The following is a 15723-nucleotide window of genomic DNA, read 5'->3' on the forward strand; positions in this document are numbered from 1 at the left end:
TCCAGTCATGTCCGCCATCATCGACTCACTGAAGCGTGCGACCGTGCTTGTTCGTCCTGAGCCGATGACCGGCGAACAGCTTTTCTGGCACCCCTTAGCCAAGGCCGCTATCGCGTTACCTTCCCCATCGAAGCAGGCCTACAAGGACCTATCAGACCTGGGTTGGCGAGCGGATGATTCACTTGACGCGGAACAGCGCAGCGCTCTGCGCGAGCGCCCCCTCAACATGCTGGCTGCTATGCAGTCGGCATGGCCTGATCTGCAAAACCTGCATCCTGATACGCTCGCCCCGCGTCTTTCACTGGAGGGGCTGTTGCAGGTAGTTAGTTCGCAGCCTGTCGAGATGCGTTCTCGCACACTGAAGTGGGTCAACGCTCGCTGTGCATCGCTCGGCCGCAAGGACCTGGCCAATGCCTTGACCGAAGCGTGCCGTGAGCTACCGATGAAGGCCGACCATCCTTGGGCTGACGCTGAGTTTCTTACATCTGCCGACGGCAAGCATGCTTTTCAGATCACGGGGAATGAGCTGGATGGGTATTCCATGCGTGCGTTCATCGCAGGCAGCGTTGAAGCGCCCATTCGCCATGCAGCCACTCTGGCCGAACTGTTCCAACCTAACATCGAATGGCGTCCTATTGACTGGGAGGTTTACCAGGCCAGCACAACTGCGTTCGCCGCCGAGCCTGAAGAGTTTTGGACTCATCCGGCGCTCGCCCAGCATATTGGCGTGCGCCATCACCTTCTCGACGCACTCAGCGAGAGCTACTGGCTGATCAAGGTTGAACAAGACGGCGTAGGCGCGCTGGTGGGTATCCAGCAAGACCAGTTGCAGCGCCGCTACCTGGACAGCCTGCCACTGTCCTGGATGGAGTCAATGGCCTCCAAATACGGTCTTGCCACGGACACCCTTCCACAGATTCGCCATTTGGTGGACGCCTGGATGATGGTTCGCCTCGGCGATAGCGAGGTGCTAGAAACGATTGTCCCAGCCATGCGTGCGACTAACCCTGAAGCTTTCACTGGATGGCCAGATGATCGCCTTCTGGCCCTATGGCGGGCCTCTTTCGACTCAGCCGCACGATACGCCAAGCAGCAGCAGAAACCTGGGTATCCCGATAACGTAATGCGTTCTGGGGCGGTGGCATCTGATAACACTGCAGAGCTTATGGCCAATGATCTCCGCCGCCACTACGGCGGTCAGGTCGTTGACGGACTGCTCAATGCCGGCAAGCTGGTACTGGTCGATTCGATAGAACAACTCCCGCCCGGCCTCCTTAGCACCTTCACCCCCGAACAGCTTGAGCAATGCGCAGGTGCTACTACACCAGACCGGACTATCTACCTGGTGGCCAACAGGATCGAGCGCGACAAAACCGTCGGCTTGTTTCTTCATGAGGTCGGTGAGCACGCAGGCCTTGCCAGCATGCTTGGTGACGACTACGGCCGCCTATGTCGTCAGTTCGATAAGCTACTCCAAGCCGGCGACACCTACGCTACCTGGGCCGCAATGCGAGTGCCGAGGTCCACTGAAAACCACCAGATTCCCAGTGAGCGGCTCGCGTATCTGGTTGAGCGCGTAGCGAATGAACGCCAAGCGGTTGAAGGCGGCGAGGGCGGACATGCCCTTGGCAATGAGGTGTTGCAACAGCTCCGCACCTGGCTCTTCCGCACGGATACGTGCCGCTGGCTTGACCAAGCCGGCCTGCTCGATGACTTCCGACTCAATCCCTTCGATATGGCCACCCTTGCGCGCCAAGCAGTCGACTACTACGGGAAGGAAGTCCTGCAAGACGTTTCAGTTGATCCTTCATGGATCGACCGCTTGGACCAATCTCTGCTCGACACCCTGTTCCTTGCGACTACTGAAGAGCGCCAGCGGCACTTATCTGATCTTCCAGCAGAGGATGCATTGGCGTTCATCTACAGCATGAGCGCACTGAACGCCCCAGCTATCTGGGAAACTCTTGACCTATGGGCGGACACTCTCCACACCCTCGCAGCGCAAACGGAGAATCCTGCGCTGCGTTCCTTAGCTATTGCCACCCTGGACGAAGGCCGGCGCATCGAGACGCAGCGCGCCGCAAGTGACCAGTTTGAGCGCCAGGGCTTCGCTATGTGGGTCGATGATACTGCAGAGCCAGACCGCTCCAAGCTCTATTTCCTGGCTCCCTCGGCCAAGTTCGCTGACCATTGGCAGCTCAATTACTTCGGCAAAGGACAGATCGGCGACACACAGTACCAAAGTGCTCAGGAGGCATTGCGTGTTGTGCAAGCTTCCGCCTTTGTCGTTCCGGATGCAGAGGCACCAGCAGTACTCCAACGCTACGCCACAGCTCAGTTCCGCAGTGCGCCCGACGATCCTATTGAAGCTTTCAAGCAATGGTTCGGTGATAGCAAAGTCCTTGATGATGAAGGTCGACCATTGGTCATGTACCACGCAACCTATGCTGGCGAAATTGATGTCTTTGATAGGCTGAAGTCGACGGAATTTCGTAGGGCCAGCATGGACACAGTAGGCATCTGGTTTTCCGATAATCCAGGTCACACAGGTGCTGGTATTTACGCGAGCGGACCAGGCGCTGCGATCTACCCCGTTTTCCTACGTGCCGAACGGACCAAGTATTACGACAGGTTTGATGACTTTCTCCGAGACATGCATGAGGCGGAGGGACGCCGCTTCGAAGACCAATCGCCAAAAGGCATAGGGTCAACCGAAGGCCTGCGAGCCAAGCTGAAGGCTCAGGGCTACGACAGCATCGGCTTCACCAGAACTTTTAACGGAGAGCTGGAAGTTGAAATCGGCATCTATGCAGCCGCTGTAGAGCGGGCCAAGGAAGAGGAGTACTCGGTCCCTCGCAGTGAGCGCCAGCCATATACTGCCAAGCGCATGCGCCTAGAAGAAAGCCTTGCCACGCTGAGAGCTGAGCAGAAGGCACTTGGCTTTAGCACCGAGTTTGACGGGCAAAACGTTATTGCTGTGTTCGAGCCTGACCAGATCAAAAGTGCTGTCGGAAACAATGGCGACTACAGCCTGGCAAACCCGAGCATCATGTTCCGCTTGAAAGCCTCTGATGAAGAATTGGCGTTCGCTCGCTGGTTCGGGAACAGCAAAGTGGTCGATGCCGGTGGTAAGCCCCTCGTGGTTTATAAAGGCGGTCCTACCCAGGCCTGGCAAGACGGCTCGGAAATCACAGTATTCGACAGCCCCAACGGCCCTTGGGCCGGCTTCTTCACTTCCGACAAAAACGTGGCGAGCCGTTTTGCTGAAGCTCAATGGCATATGACCAGTCGCGGGGGGCAACCAGCCGGCGTTTTCCCCGTGTATCTGAAAATCGAGCGCCCTCTTGTTGTTGATGCGGCAGGTCGGCCAGCACGTGACTTTCAGATCGATGCCAGCGTAATCGGCAAGGAAGATTCCCCCCTGCGTGAAGAACTTCTGTCCGGTAACTACGACGGCCTTATCTTAAAGAACACGGCAGATGAGGGGGATGTCCTTGTTCCGCTGAGCCCCGAGCAAGTCAAGTCAGCCATTGGGAACAATGGAAATTTCGACCCATCGAGTACGGACATCCGCTTTAAACTCACTCTAGACGCTCCAGCTCAAGACTTTGAGGCTTGGTTCGGGAACAGTAAGGTTGCAGATTCCAACGGGCTTCCACTACCAGTGTTCCATGGCACTGAAGCCGACTTTGCTGAATTTCGGGGAGACGCGATCTTTTTTGCTGGAACCGAGTCAGGCGCTCGCCCCTATGGTAGTAATGTTATCAAGGCATTCTTGTCGTTGCAGAATCCCTATGTCGTCGACTACTACGGCCAGGGCGACAACGACATCGTGTTTGACGTCGAGGAGGCGAGAGATGGGGGGCATGACGGACTAATCGTCCGTAATGCCTACGATGGCCACTCGACCTTCGATCAGTATGTCGCGTTCGATCCAGGGCAGATCAGGATCATCAACAGCGGTTCCCGAGTTGGCCCTGGGACAGGTAGAACTACCGAAACCCTTTATCTGGACTCTTCTACCGGCGATGGCACCACCAAGGTCCTGAAGAACCCAAGTCGTAACCAGGCGCTCGCTTTCGCGAAACAAGCGAAGTACCAAGACCTGCGCGGCATCGTTGATCCAGCTACAGGGAATCTGTTCCTGGCTGATGCAAACGCAGTAGATCATAAGATGCTCGCCGAAGGTGTAGGTCTTGAGTGGGAGGCAGTGCGCCATACTGTTGACCCTGTTACTGGCAGCAGCAATCGCCTGAGCATTCCGGCCACAGCCATCGAGTTCTATCCACGGAACATTTTCGCTGACGATTCTGATTCGAGATTTCAGTTCGCGCTGGATCGAGAACAGGCCTTTAGCCGCTGGTTCGCTGATAGCAAAGTCGTCAGAGATGGCAAGCCATTGGTCGTTTATCACGGCACAGCAAGCGATTTCGACTCGTTTGACCCCAAAAAGGTTGGTAGCACATTCGGTTATGACGAGATTGGGTTCTTCTTCACTGACGACCGTAGTGACATCCCAGGCGGGGCAGGCGATTTCGCCATTCGCGCTGCTCGCTATGCGGAGACTGAAAGCGGTGCCAACATACTGCCTGTTTATCTGTCCCTGCAAAATCCCTATACACTTGAGCAGTACGCTTTCGACCTTCAGTTAGATGTTGATTCTTTGGTGATGTATGGGGGGGAACAACAAGCACTCGTTGACCTGTTTGATCAAGACCGTAGCGACATCATGCGTAAGGTCATTGACGGCAACTATGATGGGATAGCATTCGAATTCGGTGGCGACAGCCTCTTCGTTGCCCTGCATTCAGAGCAGATCAAAAGTGCTATAGGCAACGTCGGTACGTTCGATCCCACGAATCCGGATATCCGTTTCAGCTTCGCCGGCCCCCGAGCTATGACCGCTAGCGGTACGTCTCTGGTCGATGCGATCAAACGACTTGCTGATGGTCATCATGTTGAAGACGTACGCCAGGAAACTGGTTGGTTCCAAGGGGTTGACGGTAAATGGCGCTTCGAGATCGACGATAGCGATGCCCGCATCAAGCTTTGGGGTGAGCCGGATGTATGGGAACTCCGCGATGCCAATGGCGGCGAGTGGATCAGATCGAAGGACTTTGTTGTCAAGTATCCACATAGCCTTCTGACCCAGCGTATCAACGAATGGCAGCTCGCCAGAACCAGCCGCGATCTACGTTACCCGTCTGGAATCCTGACGATTGGTGACATCCTGGATCACCCACGCCTATTCCAGGCATACCCTTGGGTGGCCGATATCGACTTCGTGATCGATGACTCCATTCGTATAGGCGACGCAGAGTTCGTTTCAAGCGGCAACGGCTTTGTCAGGACCATTAGGATGGGGTTTGTTGCCGACCCTGAAGTGGCGAAGTCCGCGATTCTTCACGAGATTCAGCATGCAATTCAGGAAGTCGAAGGCTTTGCTCGCGGTGGTGACCCTGACGAAGAAGAAAGCAAAGCCACGCCAGAGCAAGTTCAAGAATGGAAAGACGCTCTGACACTGCGTCGCCTGACCGAACAATCACAGGCCGCAGTCGTACCAGCGTCTGCGCTCTCATTGTTCGAAGCCTTGATAGGGCGGCAGCCAATCGGAGGAGCTGTTTCCCTGGCGACCTACAACTCCACGGCTGACTTGGAGCTTGCGTACAGGGAAACTCGCGACAATGCCCTCTCTCCGACCGAACGTTACCTGCGGTTAGCCGGTGAGGTGGAAGCTCGCAATACCCAGGCCAGAATCAAACTGACCGAAGAAGAGCGGCGGTTGATATCTCCCTCAGTCACCCAATCTGTGCCTGACGGTGACATCATCGTCACAGGTGCGCGACAGCCATCGATTTCGTTCGTCGAAAGCCTCAATGGCACAAATGGTAGACAGCTTGATTTGACGCTTGAAGCTCGTGTTGGTGGTGAGACTGTAGGCCGTATCGACTATTCAATCTTGGACGGCCGACCCTCTATCCAGATGATTGAGGTCGAGGACAAGTTTCGCCGGCAGGGTTACGCGACCCAGTTGATCCAGCAGCTTCAGCGCCGGCATCCTGAATCGAGCATTGATTTCGGCATGCTGACGCCTGATGGCGCAGCGTGGTTTGACTCTTTGCCAAAGCGGATAGTGCCCACGGCTGCGGGGTTGAAAAAAGCTGAACTGGACCAGGCTCAAATTCAGCGTGATGAACTCCTTGCAAAGGCGGCCGCGCTACGAGCAAACGGACCGAGCATAGAGAAGAAGGCTCAGCTGGACGAACTCGTTGAGCCACTGAATGATCTCCATGACCTCATTAGCGATCTGGAGCAGGAAGTTCTCGGCGAGCCACTCACAGATGTTTTCATCGAGACCGGTGCGATGGCGGCGCTGATGCGCCGCATCCGTCATGTTGGCAAAGACGTGATTGCGGGTGCTGGCCGAAACCTATCCTTTGCAGGGGCCCCAGGCGCTCAGTTCGATATTGTTCACATTGGCCCGGCGATAAGCGGCATGTCGCGACAACTCGAAACCCTGCAGCTTCAGCAGGGGACTGGTGCCGCATTTTCAATTACCGATCTTCCGGGCGTACATCTGGGGGGAAGTCTGGTAGACCTACAAGCCAGGCTTGATGGTGCGGCAGCAGAGGTCATGGAGCGTGCAGAAGCCCAGATCAATGACCTTCGCTCACGTCTCGAATGGCTCAAAAGCCAACGCAAAGTCTCCCAACGGCTTGTTCATCAAACCCAGTCGGCGCTTGCAAATAGCAGGTCCTGTAAGCAGGTTCTTGCCCAGTGGGCTTCACCGTCTGAGGAGAACACGCTTGCATGGGGCAGGGCGCTTACGCCTGAACAGACAGACCGCATTATTCACGCCCTACCAGAATGCAGGGGCATGACCGGTGCGCAAGCATTCCAGGCGCTCGCTCAGAAGAGTTCCACGCCCCATACCGCCGAACAGGCGCTATTGGCTGCCGGGTTTGTTGGTATCAGAGACGAAGAGCACCTAGTTCTTTGGGATAAAGCCAGCATCAAAATGGCCAACGAGTTGGAACAATGGGCTTCAAGCTCAACGCGGTTTCACCTGGCATACCATGGAACACGTCATGACGTGGATCAGTTCTCCCTTGACCATGTAGGCACTGGCGAAGGGGCCCAAGCGTTCGGTTACGGTCTGTATTTCGCCCAATCCAAGATGGTTGCTAAGCAGTACCAGACCGCACACCACCGCTCCATGGTTTGGTATGAAAATGAGCTTTTCCCCAATGTTCGGCAGCTGACAGAGGCAGTGTTGCCAGGTTTACTTGCCCAGACAGACCTCAATCCAGAAGCTCTCCCAGAGGCCGAACGGCTGCTTCGTCAGGTCGCGATTCTCCAACAAGACGACCCCGCGCACGCCGCCGAGCGTATCGCACAACTCGATTTCCAGTTGCAGGCTGTAGCGAAACACCTGACCGAGGGTATGCTGAACGTGAACGCGCACAGCGTGGACAGGTATACCCTTCTGCCGGCAGGCGGAGCCCGCGATCTCCGGAGAATTCTCTCCAGCGATGACAAGGCACTGGCCCGTGGCTTTCATGAGATTGAATGCGCCTTGCATTGGCACCTTCGCCCTGGAATGAGCGAGGCGCAGCTGAATAGCGTTTTGGCAGAACGTCTGACCTCCCTTTCTGAGGTTCAGCCCCTTTCTGATGAGCTTTCTCGAATCGAGCGCGAGCTGAATCGTTATCCCGGTGACGGATACCTCGTAGCGCGCCATAGAGATGTCGAGCGAGCAATAGAACGGGCACTAGATGTTAAGCATCTGGTTGCTCACTACCCTGATTTGCGCCTACATGCTCCGATTGGCGCAGGCAATCTTTACATGGTCGAAGTCAGTATCAAACCTGATGAGTACCTGGTTCTTGAGGCCCCGCTTAGCCAGCAATCCAGCCTCGTGAAAACAGCATTCAATGCAATTATCCAGGATGCGTCACTGCCGGTTGAGATGCGCGACCATATCGCCCGCCAGGTGGCGAACAACGCTAAGGGAGAGCATCTACTTGCTGCGCTGAGTGGGCGTGAATCGATCTATTTGGCTGCTACCGAATCAGCTGAGCAACAAGCGACTCAGTGGATGCTTACTCATGGAATCCAGGGCGTGCGCTACGCCGACGGCATCACCCGAAAGACCGATGGGTCCTCCTGCAATTTCGTTGTTTTCGATGAATCGCGTATCAGCATTCTTGGTCACACCGACAAGCTGATACGCGCCGAAAGTGATTCCATCCCTGTTTATGACTACGCGGACATCGATGCCCTTGAGCAAGTGCAGCTATCCCGTGCCGCCAACCGCAACAACCCTGGCCTCTGACCACAAGGAATTCACATGCCTGCCACTGATCTAGAGTTCACAGAATACCTGCTGCACGTCGGTCCTCATGAGGATGGAGAATCCTGCGCCTTGTTGTGGCTGGACCGGGTTTGGCCACTCAGCGATACAGCTACAGTTCAGGAAGAGGCGAAAGAGGGCGGGTTCATCGATCTCGTAATCGCCGGCCGCGAGGGGCGTCTGATTCTGAAGTCAGTTGACCAAGAGTGCCTGCCTCACATCCGGTCCTCTGGCCTCTATGTGATTTACCAAGGCAAGGACGGAGCAACTGTTCAGGCCCATATGCCGATTGTGAAGTAGGGAAGGGCAGACAATGCTCAACCTTCAAGCATTTCTCTCAAACGGCACGACACACGTACATACCAAGCAGCCGTCCGGACTTCTCCCGAAATTGGTTGCTCCCGTTCTAGCTGCCCTGATCGCCGGCACAACTGCTGGAGCTGCGCATGGAGAAGTTGCTGAGGTGAGCCGTGCTTCAAGCCTGGCAAAGATGACGGTAGAGTTGGATGCAGTGAGCCAGCTTCAGCAAGCACTTGCTGCTCCTGGTAGCCCCAACATCAAGGTCATCTCGACCAATTCCCCTAACCTGCTCGCCTTCCTCAAGAATCTTCCTGAACGAGAGTATGAGCGAACGGTGAACATGGTTGCACAGACTGCTCGTATCGACGCCCCAACACCGGAGCAGGTAGCAGATTTCTTCAACTCGAACCACGGACCTACTGAGGGTAGAGCATATTCATTTAAGCGCATGCCTTTGTTTGGTGCTGACCAGGCATTCTGTTTCGTCAATACCTACGAGAACTATGGCAGCATCGCGCGAACTGTTGGCGAACACACGTTCATCCCTCGGCTTACCGGGCTTAGTGGGGTCGTTTACCAACCACTTCATGAAGCTGCGGTTGCAGTCCTAATTCACGAGCTTCAGCACTGCACCAATGGTGATATGACCTTAGAGAAGCGTGCTACTGCCGCTATGGGAGAGCCAGGGAAGCTCTACGCGGTGGCCTACGAAGAAATGCTTTCAGACTTAGCGGTCGTTCTGTATATGGCCTCTCAGGAAGGGTTTTTCGAAAACGGCCTTGCTATGACCCGAGCAACGCGAGGCATCAGCTTCTTGGACCTGGAGCACAACACCGAGGATATGCTGGATTATGTGGTGGCCACACTGAACGCTGAAGATTTCAGGGGCATGCCCGCGCATGAGATTTTTCAAGCGGTGAACAGGATATCGAAAGAGCTGGAGCCACTCGATAATGCGGACCTGCGGAACATATTCGCTAAGTCTTCGGCTGAAAAAGTGATTGTGGGACACAGAGCCTTTGCGAAGCAGCCTGAACTGGCAAGATTCGAGCATCACTTCGACACGGCTGCCAACGTCGCAACGAAGTTGCTCAATGTTGTGGCAACAGAGCCCATTGAGCTAAATGCAGATCACCGAGCATCGAAGTTGATCAACGACTTGATCACAAACAATCTGCGCTCCCCAGAGCTTCATCGGCATCTGGGCATCCAGACTCAAGAGAACTTCAAGGTTATGGCCGAGCAGATGGGGGTAGCGCTAGACCTTTCTCAGATGGCTCGTATCGCAGTGTTCGATCCCGCATTTTCACCACCAGGCTCCAACTCGGTTTCCCCTTTCCCGCGCGATGCACGTCTAGCGTCCATCAACCACATAGACGCACTCACGACGGCAACCACACCGGACATGGCGGATACGGTACGCGCGTCATCAGCACCTGCGCTTCGCTAGAGCATTAGTTACTTACTTTATTACTTACTTACTTTGTTACCAATCGTGCTAGCCCCTCGGCGAACTCTGTTGCACCACCATTAGCTGGATGACGAACAGCAGCGCCGACAGAAACCCCAAGCTCAGCCAGTGCCTGCTCTGCCTTTCTACCCACCGCTACTAGCACGGCCTCGGGGAAGGCATCACGCAGAAGTTTGAGGGCAGGAACTCCATAGGCCAGCTCTGCCGGCGTCGGCGTTCGGTTGGTCCAGGGCTCCGCCCTGAACGGGTGCAACTGAAGGGCGTTCCATAGGATGGTCGAGTCAGCAAGCCCGTGGCGGTAAAGCGCTTTCCAGACGATGGTTGCACTCGGCTCCGAGAAAGGTAGTCTCCGGCTTGAGAGCCGGCTATTGCAGGCTACACGCGGAATAGCCCCCTCCATCAATAGTCGCTCACTTGTAAAGCCTACGCCGCTATACCGACATCCCTGGTAGCCTGGTGCCTCACCGACAAGGATCAGCCGAGCTGTGCAATCCAAATGCTGGGCCAGCCGCTCAGTCCTTTGCTCTGGGCCGTTACCATCAGCATCGAAGCTGCATCGCTCCATCCAGGGGTTGAATAACCCTGGTGCGGAGGAGGGCAGGGTTTGAATTAAACGGGTCGCGAGGTCGATGTTCATTCCCGGCTCCTACTTGATCTTGCTGAGTGCGTCTTGGGCAATCTTGTCGCCCCGCATGTCATAGATGGCTGTTGTGCTGAGGTTCGCGTGACCAAGAACTTCCTTGGCTACGATCTCCCCGAACTCGCTCAGCGCCCAAGTACCCACAGTCCGCCGGGCATCGTGTGGCCTGACGAGAAATGGCAACCCAGCGTGTTTTGATCGTTGCTCCAGCAGGTAATACAAGCCGTTTGGCTTGACTGCCTTGTCGACCAGCTTGCCGTTCTTGAGGATTCGACAGAACAGTGGCCCCCGGTAGCCAAGGCTTTTAGCTCGCACCTCGATCCAAGGGTGAAGGTGCCTGACCGCCAGAGGCGAAAGGTACTTGGTTACAGTGTTACCGCCTTTAACCTTAAGCCTCACTTCTCCCGCATCAATGTCAACGTCCTCCACCTGAATACGACTGACTTCGGCACGCCGAAGTCCAACGCCGAAAAAGACGCCGAGGATGGCCGCATCGCGAATCCCTTGGGGCCTCTCATCTTTCAAACACTCTTCGAACATAAGATCGCGCCAACGCAAGGCAACAGCTCGCCCACGGCCCCGTTTGTTCCTACCGCGCGGGGGCTTGATCTCCTTGAGTAGCGCGAACTGTTCAGCCGGCATCAGCCCGGCAAGGAAGCAGGCCCTTGCGCAGCCCCTGATAATTTGAACGTTTAGGCTTATGGTGTCGTTCGACAGCTCCCGCGCTTGCCACGTGTCGATGAGGGAGGTAACAGCGGAGGCATTCAACGTATGCCACGGCACAGACTCGATGGGCCTATCGCCTGGAATTATGCCGGCATCCGTCGCGATCCTTGCCATCGAATAGCGGATATTCAACTTGCTGCTGCTGGCCATCTTCCCCAGGAAAAAGTTCCTGATAGCGTTCTCGACCATGCCCGGCGTCACCTGGCCAACCTTTGCAACTGGCTGGACTTGGAAGCTGGCGACCGGCATGGTGTTATCAGAATTCATGTTTGGCATCCAACTCAGAAAGGAACGCGCGAACGATGCGCTTTTTGAAGATGTCGATTGGTTGATCCGCCAAAGTCAGGAGAATCCCATCGCCAGGGTGCTCCGTCTTGCTCGCAAGTGTCTCGCCTGTAAGATCAAGGCGGACAATCCTGTCGCGCCCGATCAACTCTACCTCGTTACCACCGTTGAGCATCTCGCGACGCAGGACCACCCGGCGGCTGTGTTTCTTGAGAAGCCAGTCGAGTAAAGGAAGAATCTCTTCAAGCGGCGATCTCTCACAGTCAGCCGCGACGGGAAGGAGGTTCCGTCGACTTAGCACGGGGAGGGCGGCCACCGTGCCTAACTCATAGAACCCCGAGTTGTGGGCTTGAGTCGTGACCGTGGCCAACGCCATCAGCGGGCCAGAGGCGGTTCCCGACTTTTCAGAGTGCGAGAAAAAACCTAACTCTTTGTCGTCAAGCAGCTTGATCGTCCTACCGCTCACACCCTCTACCAGGTCGAGAAGCAACCCGGTACGACGATACTTGCCAAACTGACTTGCGGACTTAAGCCTCAGCGCCATTTCATAGAGATGCTTCTTGCTGATGTGGGAGCCAAAGTAGCCAAGCAAGGGGACTGAGTTCGCCAGGCGATATCGGCCGGCAACCTCTCTCAGCCTTGCGTACTGCTCGGTCACCGTCTTTGGCAATGCCGGATCATATTCATGGAGGCCGGCGCTCTCGATCAAAGAGAACAGAAGGGAGAGTATTCGTTTCTTTTGTGACCAAGCGGTTTTAGAGGCGTCGCTACGTGAAATCTGTGGCGATTCGCGAGGCTCTGCCCCCGAGAATTCAACGTGAAGCGTGATAGGAAAATCTGGCGAAATTCTGACCAACTCTGGCTGTTTTTTCCGTTCAGAGTCGTCGTGCCCGGAATCCTGTTTTATGAGCGGGCAGTTAGCTGCATGTGGTGACCCGCCGGGGTTATTGCGCAGCACCAGGGTCCCCGTGTCGCGCAGCGCGACATTCATGACTGGCATCGGCCGGATGCAGTCGCAACTCAGCCAGCAGCCGTCACTGCGGACGGACCGCAGGATTCTGCTCGCAAGCTCTTCCTCACGACGCGCCAGCGTCCCCGCTGAAAACCCGTGCAGCAATGCGCGCTCTTCTAGCGAAAGCTCCCGCACGGAAACCCCGTCCTTTCTAATGATCCACATGCACACCCCCGGCTTCTGCCTGCCAAGAAAGCGACACCTCAATGACGCTTCCGAAGATTCCTGTGTTCGTCCAGCGGTCAACAGGGCTTGCGTCGTTCGCCATTAACCTGGCAGACCGACTAGGCCGTGCAACATGCCGCTATAGGCTATTGATCTAAAACGATATTTAAATCAGCCATTGAACCGAAGCGCTATCGCCCCTCATGCATATTACTCACTAAAAGAGACATTTTAGTGAGTAATCGCTATAAAGCATGCCGGCGCTTCGCGCCGGCCGTCAAAAAGTCATTGCCGCTTCGCTAACCCAACCGCATTCCAGGCTTCGAGTTAGCGTTGGCTCTGGCCTCGTTGCAAAGGTCCAGATAAGCTTGGCGCAAGCAATCCTCCGAACCAATCTCATCACCGCCTGGCGTATCTTCATTGTCGCGACGGTCGTATTCAAGCAAGGCATCCAGCCAGACCTTGAAGTCTTCAAAGGAACTGAAGTCGAGGATGTCCTCACCATCAAGCAGTTCACTAATAAAGGTCTTTACTTTTTTGGGGTCGTTGAGAATGGACAAGGGCGACTTCAACACCTCAAGCACATCGTCTTCCGCTGCCGGTTCTTGCATCACGAAGCCCTTACTGGCTATCACCTCGTTCAGCTTCGTAGCTGCATCATGGAACGCCTCGATTTCAGAGCCGGCCGTACCCCAGGCGTAACCGGTCTGCTCGGACGACACTTCCCAACCCCAATCGTCCGGATGGGACGAATGGATTCCTTTCCCTACTCGAAGATTCGTTTCGCTCATATAACATCACCTGCAAAAGACACAACTTAGAGTTGAATACAGTGTAAAAACTTTGCTTAAGGCACGACAGCTTTTGAATCATCACTGACTGGGATACGAACCGGCACCCGGCGTAAATGCTCTGTGGATGGCAAAGAACTAGGAATATTCCTGCGCGAAACACTAATACGCTGAACACTATAGGCAGCACCCCCGAGAATCATCATAACCCCCATAAGTCCCCGTGAAAGTTGCTCACGATCATACTCATGGGCAGCTTCCATCGCGCTAGCGAACAACTTGGCAATGCCTTCGCTCCCCATATCCATCAGCCAGGTGCGATTGAACTGAGTGATATTATCTGTGATCACAGTGTACGAGAGCCATTTGGCGACCGCGAGGTTTCTATACGCCTCGCTAACAATATCATCCAGCTTCCCGGTAACGATTAGAACTGTAAGTGACGACAAGTCCCATTCAGAGGGAACGTCCTTGCTGTGGCTAGTTCGTCCAACCGCCGCAATAGCTCTTTCAACCTCGCTTCGATCCGGCAGCTTCAGGGATCGCAAGTAATCTGGCCATCCCAGATAAGTCCAGCATAGACCCTCGAAATAATCGGGATAGATATCGAATGTGAAGTCGTCTCGATGATTCTCAAAAAAACCAACAACCGCAGGGGTAATGAGCATTTTCGAAACAAATGCAACTGGCAAATACTCCTTTGGGATCGAATATAGCTTGGCTGCGGCTATGAAAGCCTCAAGCTTTTCAACGCTAGAGCATGCGACAAGAGTAAGGATTTCCTGCGTTATGGACGATTTTATATCCGCCCCGAAAAAGTACTTTAAACCTTCACTATCCTCGCTACGCAACAGGCGAGAAACAAGTTCGAAATAGATTCCGAAGTCATCCGATTGCAATGCGTAGACCGGCGGCGCACCAACGATGACCTTATCGAAAATCTCCTTTAAGTTCAAACCTCCCGCATTGCGTAACACGGACAAGCAATATTCGCGACGAACACTAAAATCCGTTGCACTTTCCCAGCCCGCCAATTTCATTTGAAGTTCATTTTTCCAATCCATGAGACACCCCTTTTAATCGACGTGATAATTAGAGACGCGGACCCTTAACCGACTTTCCTTCTGCGGCGTAGTCCTGGTGATCATTAGTAGATAGCTCGCGCCGCACGATTTGATAATCGTCCGTTACTTGGTAGTTTGTGCAGAATGCTTCAGCACCCGAGAGGTTGTATGCCTCCCGGTCACCGCTGATGTTCACAGAGAAACTCGCCGTCTGCGCGTAGCCGGCCGCCATCAGGGCATTTCCTCTGAAACGTATTAGCAACGAATGTGCTTCTTCAGGGGGAACGCCGAATGCCCGCAGACCATCTACCTTTGCCGCAAAGACCTCCTTCTTTCTGGCAGCTTCCACACCGAGCTGCTCATGAAGCTCCAGCGAAATGCGCTCGCGCACAACTTCTAAGGAACGCCCTAGAAGGTTTAGACCAGGCCAGGTTTCAGGGGGTAGCAGAATTCTGGGGTCATCTTGGGAGAGTCCGGCTCCCCAAATCTTGTCGTAGGGGCTTGCCTCGACGAGCATCGACCCCCTACTCCCTAGCAACACGCGCTGAGCGTCGGGGCTCTGCATGAACTTCGCATATGCCCCATGCCTAACGATGCCTTCCCGCCGTTGCGACCAAACTCTATCGTCGTAGTTGGCCACCCTTCTACCGAGCGCCTTTTGGTCTTTAGGGTGCTGCGCTTTCAGCACCAAGTCGGCAACGACCTGATCGCTGAACAACTTTGCCTTGCAGTACATCATGAACTGTTCGACGCAGTTGAACTCGACACCCTTAACAACGAAATTAGATGGATGCCAGTTCGACAGCGCATCCTCTTTCGAGAAGAAGAGCGTCATGCCATTCACTACGCGCATTCTGGAACCCACTTCATTATCATGACGGGACGTATTCCGGCTGTCTCATTCCTCGCCCGCCTG

The 15723-nt window shown here is 54.9% G+C and carries 9 protein-coding genes; 3 read left to right on the forward strand and 6 right to left on the reverse strand.

Annotated elements, in window-relative coordinates; translation table 11 throughout:
- Nucleotides 1-7: 7 nt before the first annotated feature.
- From BLS08_RS13640 to BLS08_RS13650, 3 genes are read left to right on the forward strand one after another with little or no spacing between them, the layout of a single operon-like run.
- On the forward strand, nucleotides 8-8335 hold the full coding sequence (locus BLS08_RS13640; protein ID WP_017362456.1) for an ADP-ribosyltransferase-containing protein: 8328 nt from the start codon (nucleotides 8-10) through the stop codon (nucleotides 8333-8335).
- Between the two features lie 15 nt (nucleotides 8336-8350).
- Complete coding sequence (locus tag BLS08_RS13645) at nucleotides 8351-8653, forward strand: hypothetical protein (protein WP_017362457.1); 303 nt, start codon at nucleotides 8351-8353, stop codon at nucleotides 8651-8653.
- Nucleotides 8654-8666: 13 nt separating this feature from the next.
- On the forward strand, nucleotides 8667-10103 hold the full coding sequence (locus tag BLS08_RS13650; RefSeq protein ID WP_017362458.1) for a hypothetical protein: 1437 nt from the start codon (nucleotides 8667-8669) through the stop codon (nucleotides 10101-10103).
- Nucleotides 10104-10131: 28 nt separating this feature from the next.
- On the opposite strand, the gene BLS08_RS13655 is transcribed toward BLS08_RS13650, so the two are convergent.
- The 6 genes from BLS08_RS13655 to BLS08_RS13680 form a co-directional block, all read right to left on the reverse strand.
- Nucleotides 10132-10761, reverse strand: coding sequence for a uracil-DNA glycosylase (locus tag BLS08_RS13655; protein ID WP_017362459.1), 630 nt, complete (start codon nucleotides 10759-10761; stop codon nucleotides 10132-10134).
- 9 nt (nucleotides 10762-10770) lie between these two features.
- Entirely contained in the window at nucleotides 10771-11757 is a 987-nt protein-coding gene (locus tag BLS08_RS13660; protein ID WP_017362460.1) for a site-specific integrase, read from the reverse strand.
- Nucleotides 11747-12952: a hypothetical protein gene (locus BLS08_RS13665; RefSeq protein WP_017362461.1), complete on the reverse strand. Its 1206-nt coding sequence runs from the start codon at nucleotides 12950-12952 to the stop codon at nucleotides 11747-11749. The genes BLS08_RS13660 and BLS08_RS13665 overlap by 11 nt, the downstream gene beginning before the upstream one ends.
- Before the next feature lie 299 nt (nucleotides 12953-13251).
- Nucleotides 13252-13743 (reverse strand): hypothetical protein, encoded by a 492-nt coding sequence (locus BLS08_RS13670; protein WP_017362462.1) that lies wholly within the window; start codon nucleotides 13741-13743, stop codon nucleotides 13252-13254.
- Between the two features lie 56 nt (nucleotides 13744-13799).
- Nucleotides 13800-14807, reverse strand: a complete 1008-nt coding sequence (locus tag BLS08_RS13675; protein WP_139204227.1) for a hypothetical protein — start codon at nucleotides 14805-14807, stop codon at nucleotides 13800-13802.
- A 28-nt stretch (nucleotides 14808-14835) separates the two neighbouring features.
- Complete coding sequence (locus BLS08_RS13680; protein ID WP_196770204.1) at nucleotides 14836-15642, reverse strand: NADAR family protein; 807 nt, start codon at nucleotides 15640-15642, stop codon at nucleotides 14836-14838.
- Between the last annotated feature and the right edge of the window lie 81 nt (nucleotides 15643-15723).

The organism is Ectopseudomonas chengduensis (assembly GCF_900102635.1).
GTDB lineage: Bacteria > Pseudomonadota > Gammaproteobacteria > Pseudomonadales > Pseudomonadaceae > Aquipseudomonas > Aquipseudomonas chengduensis.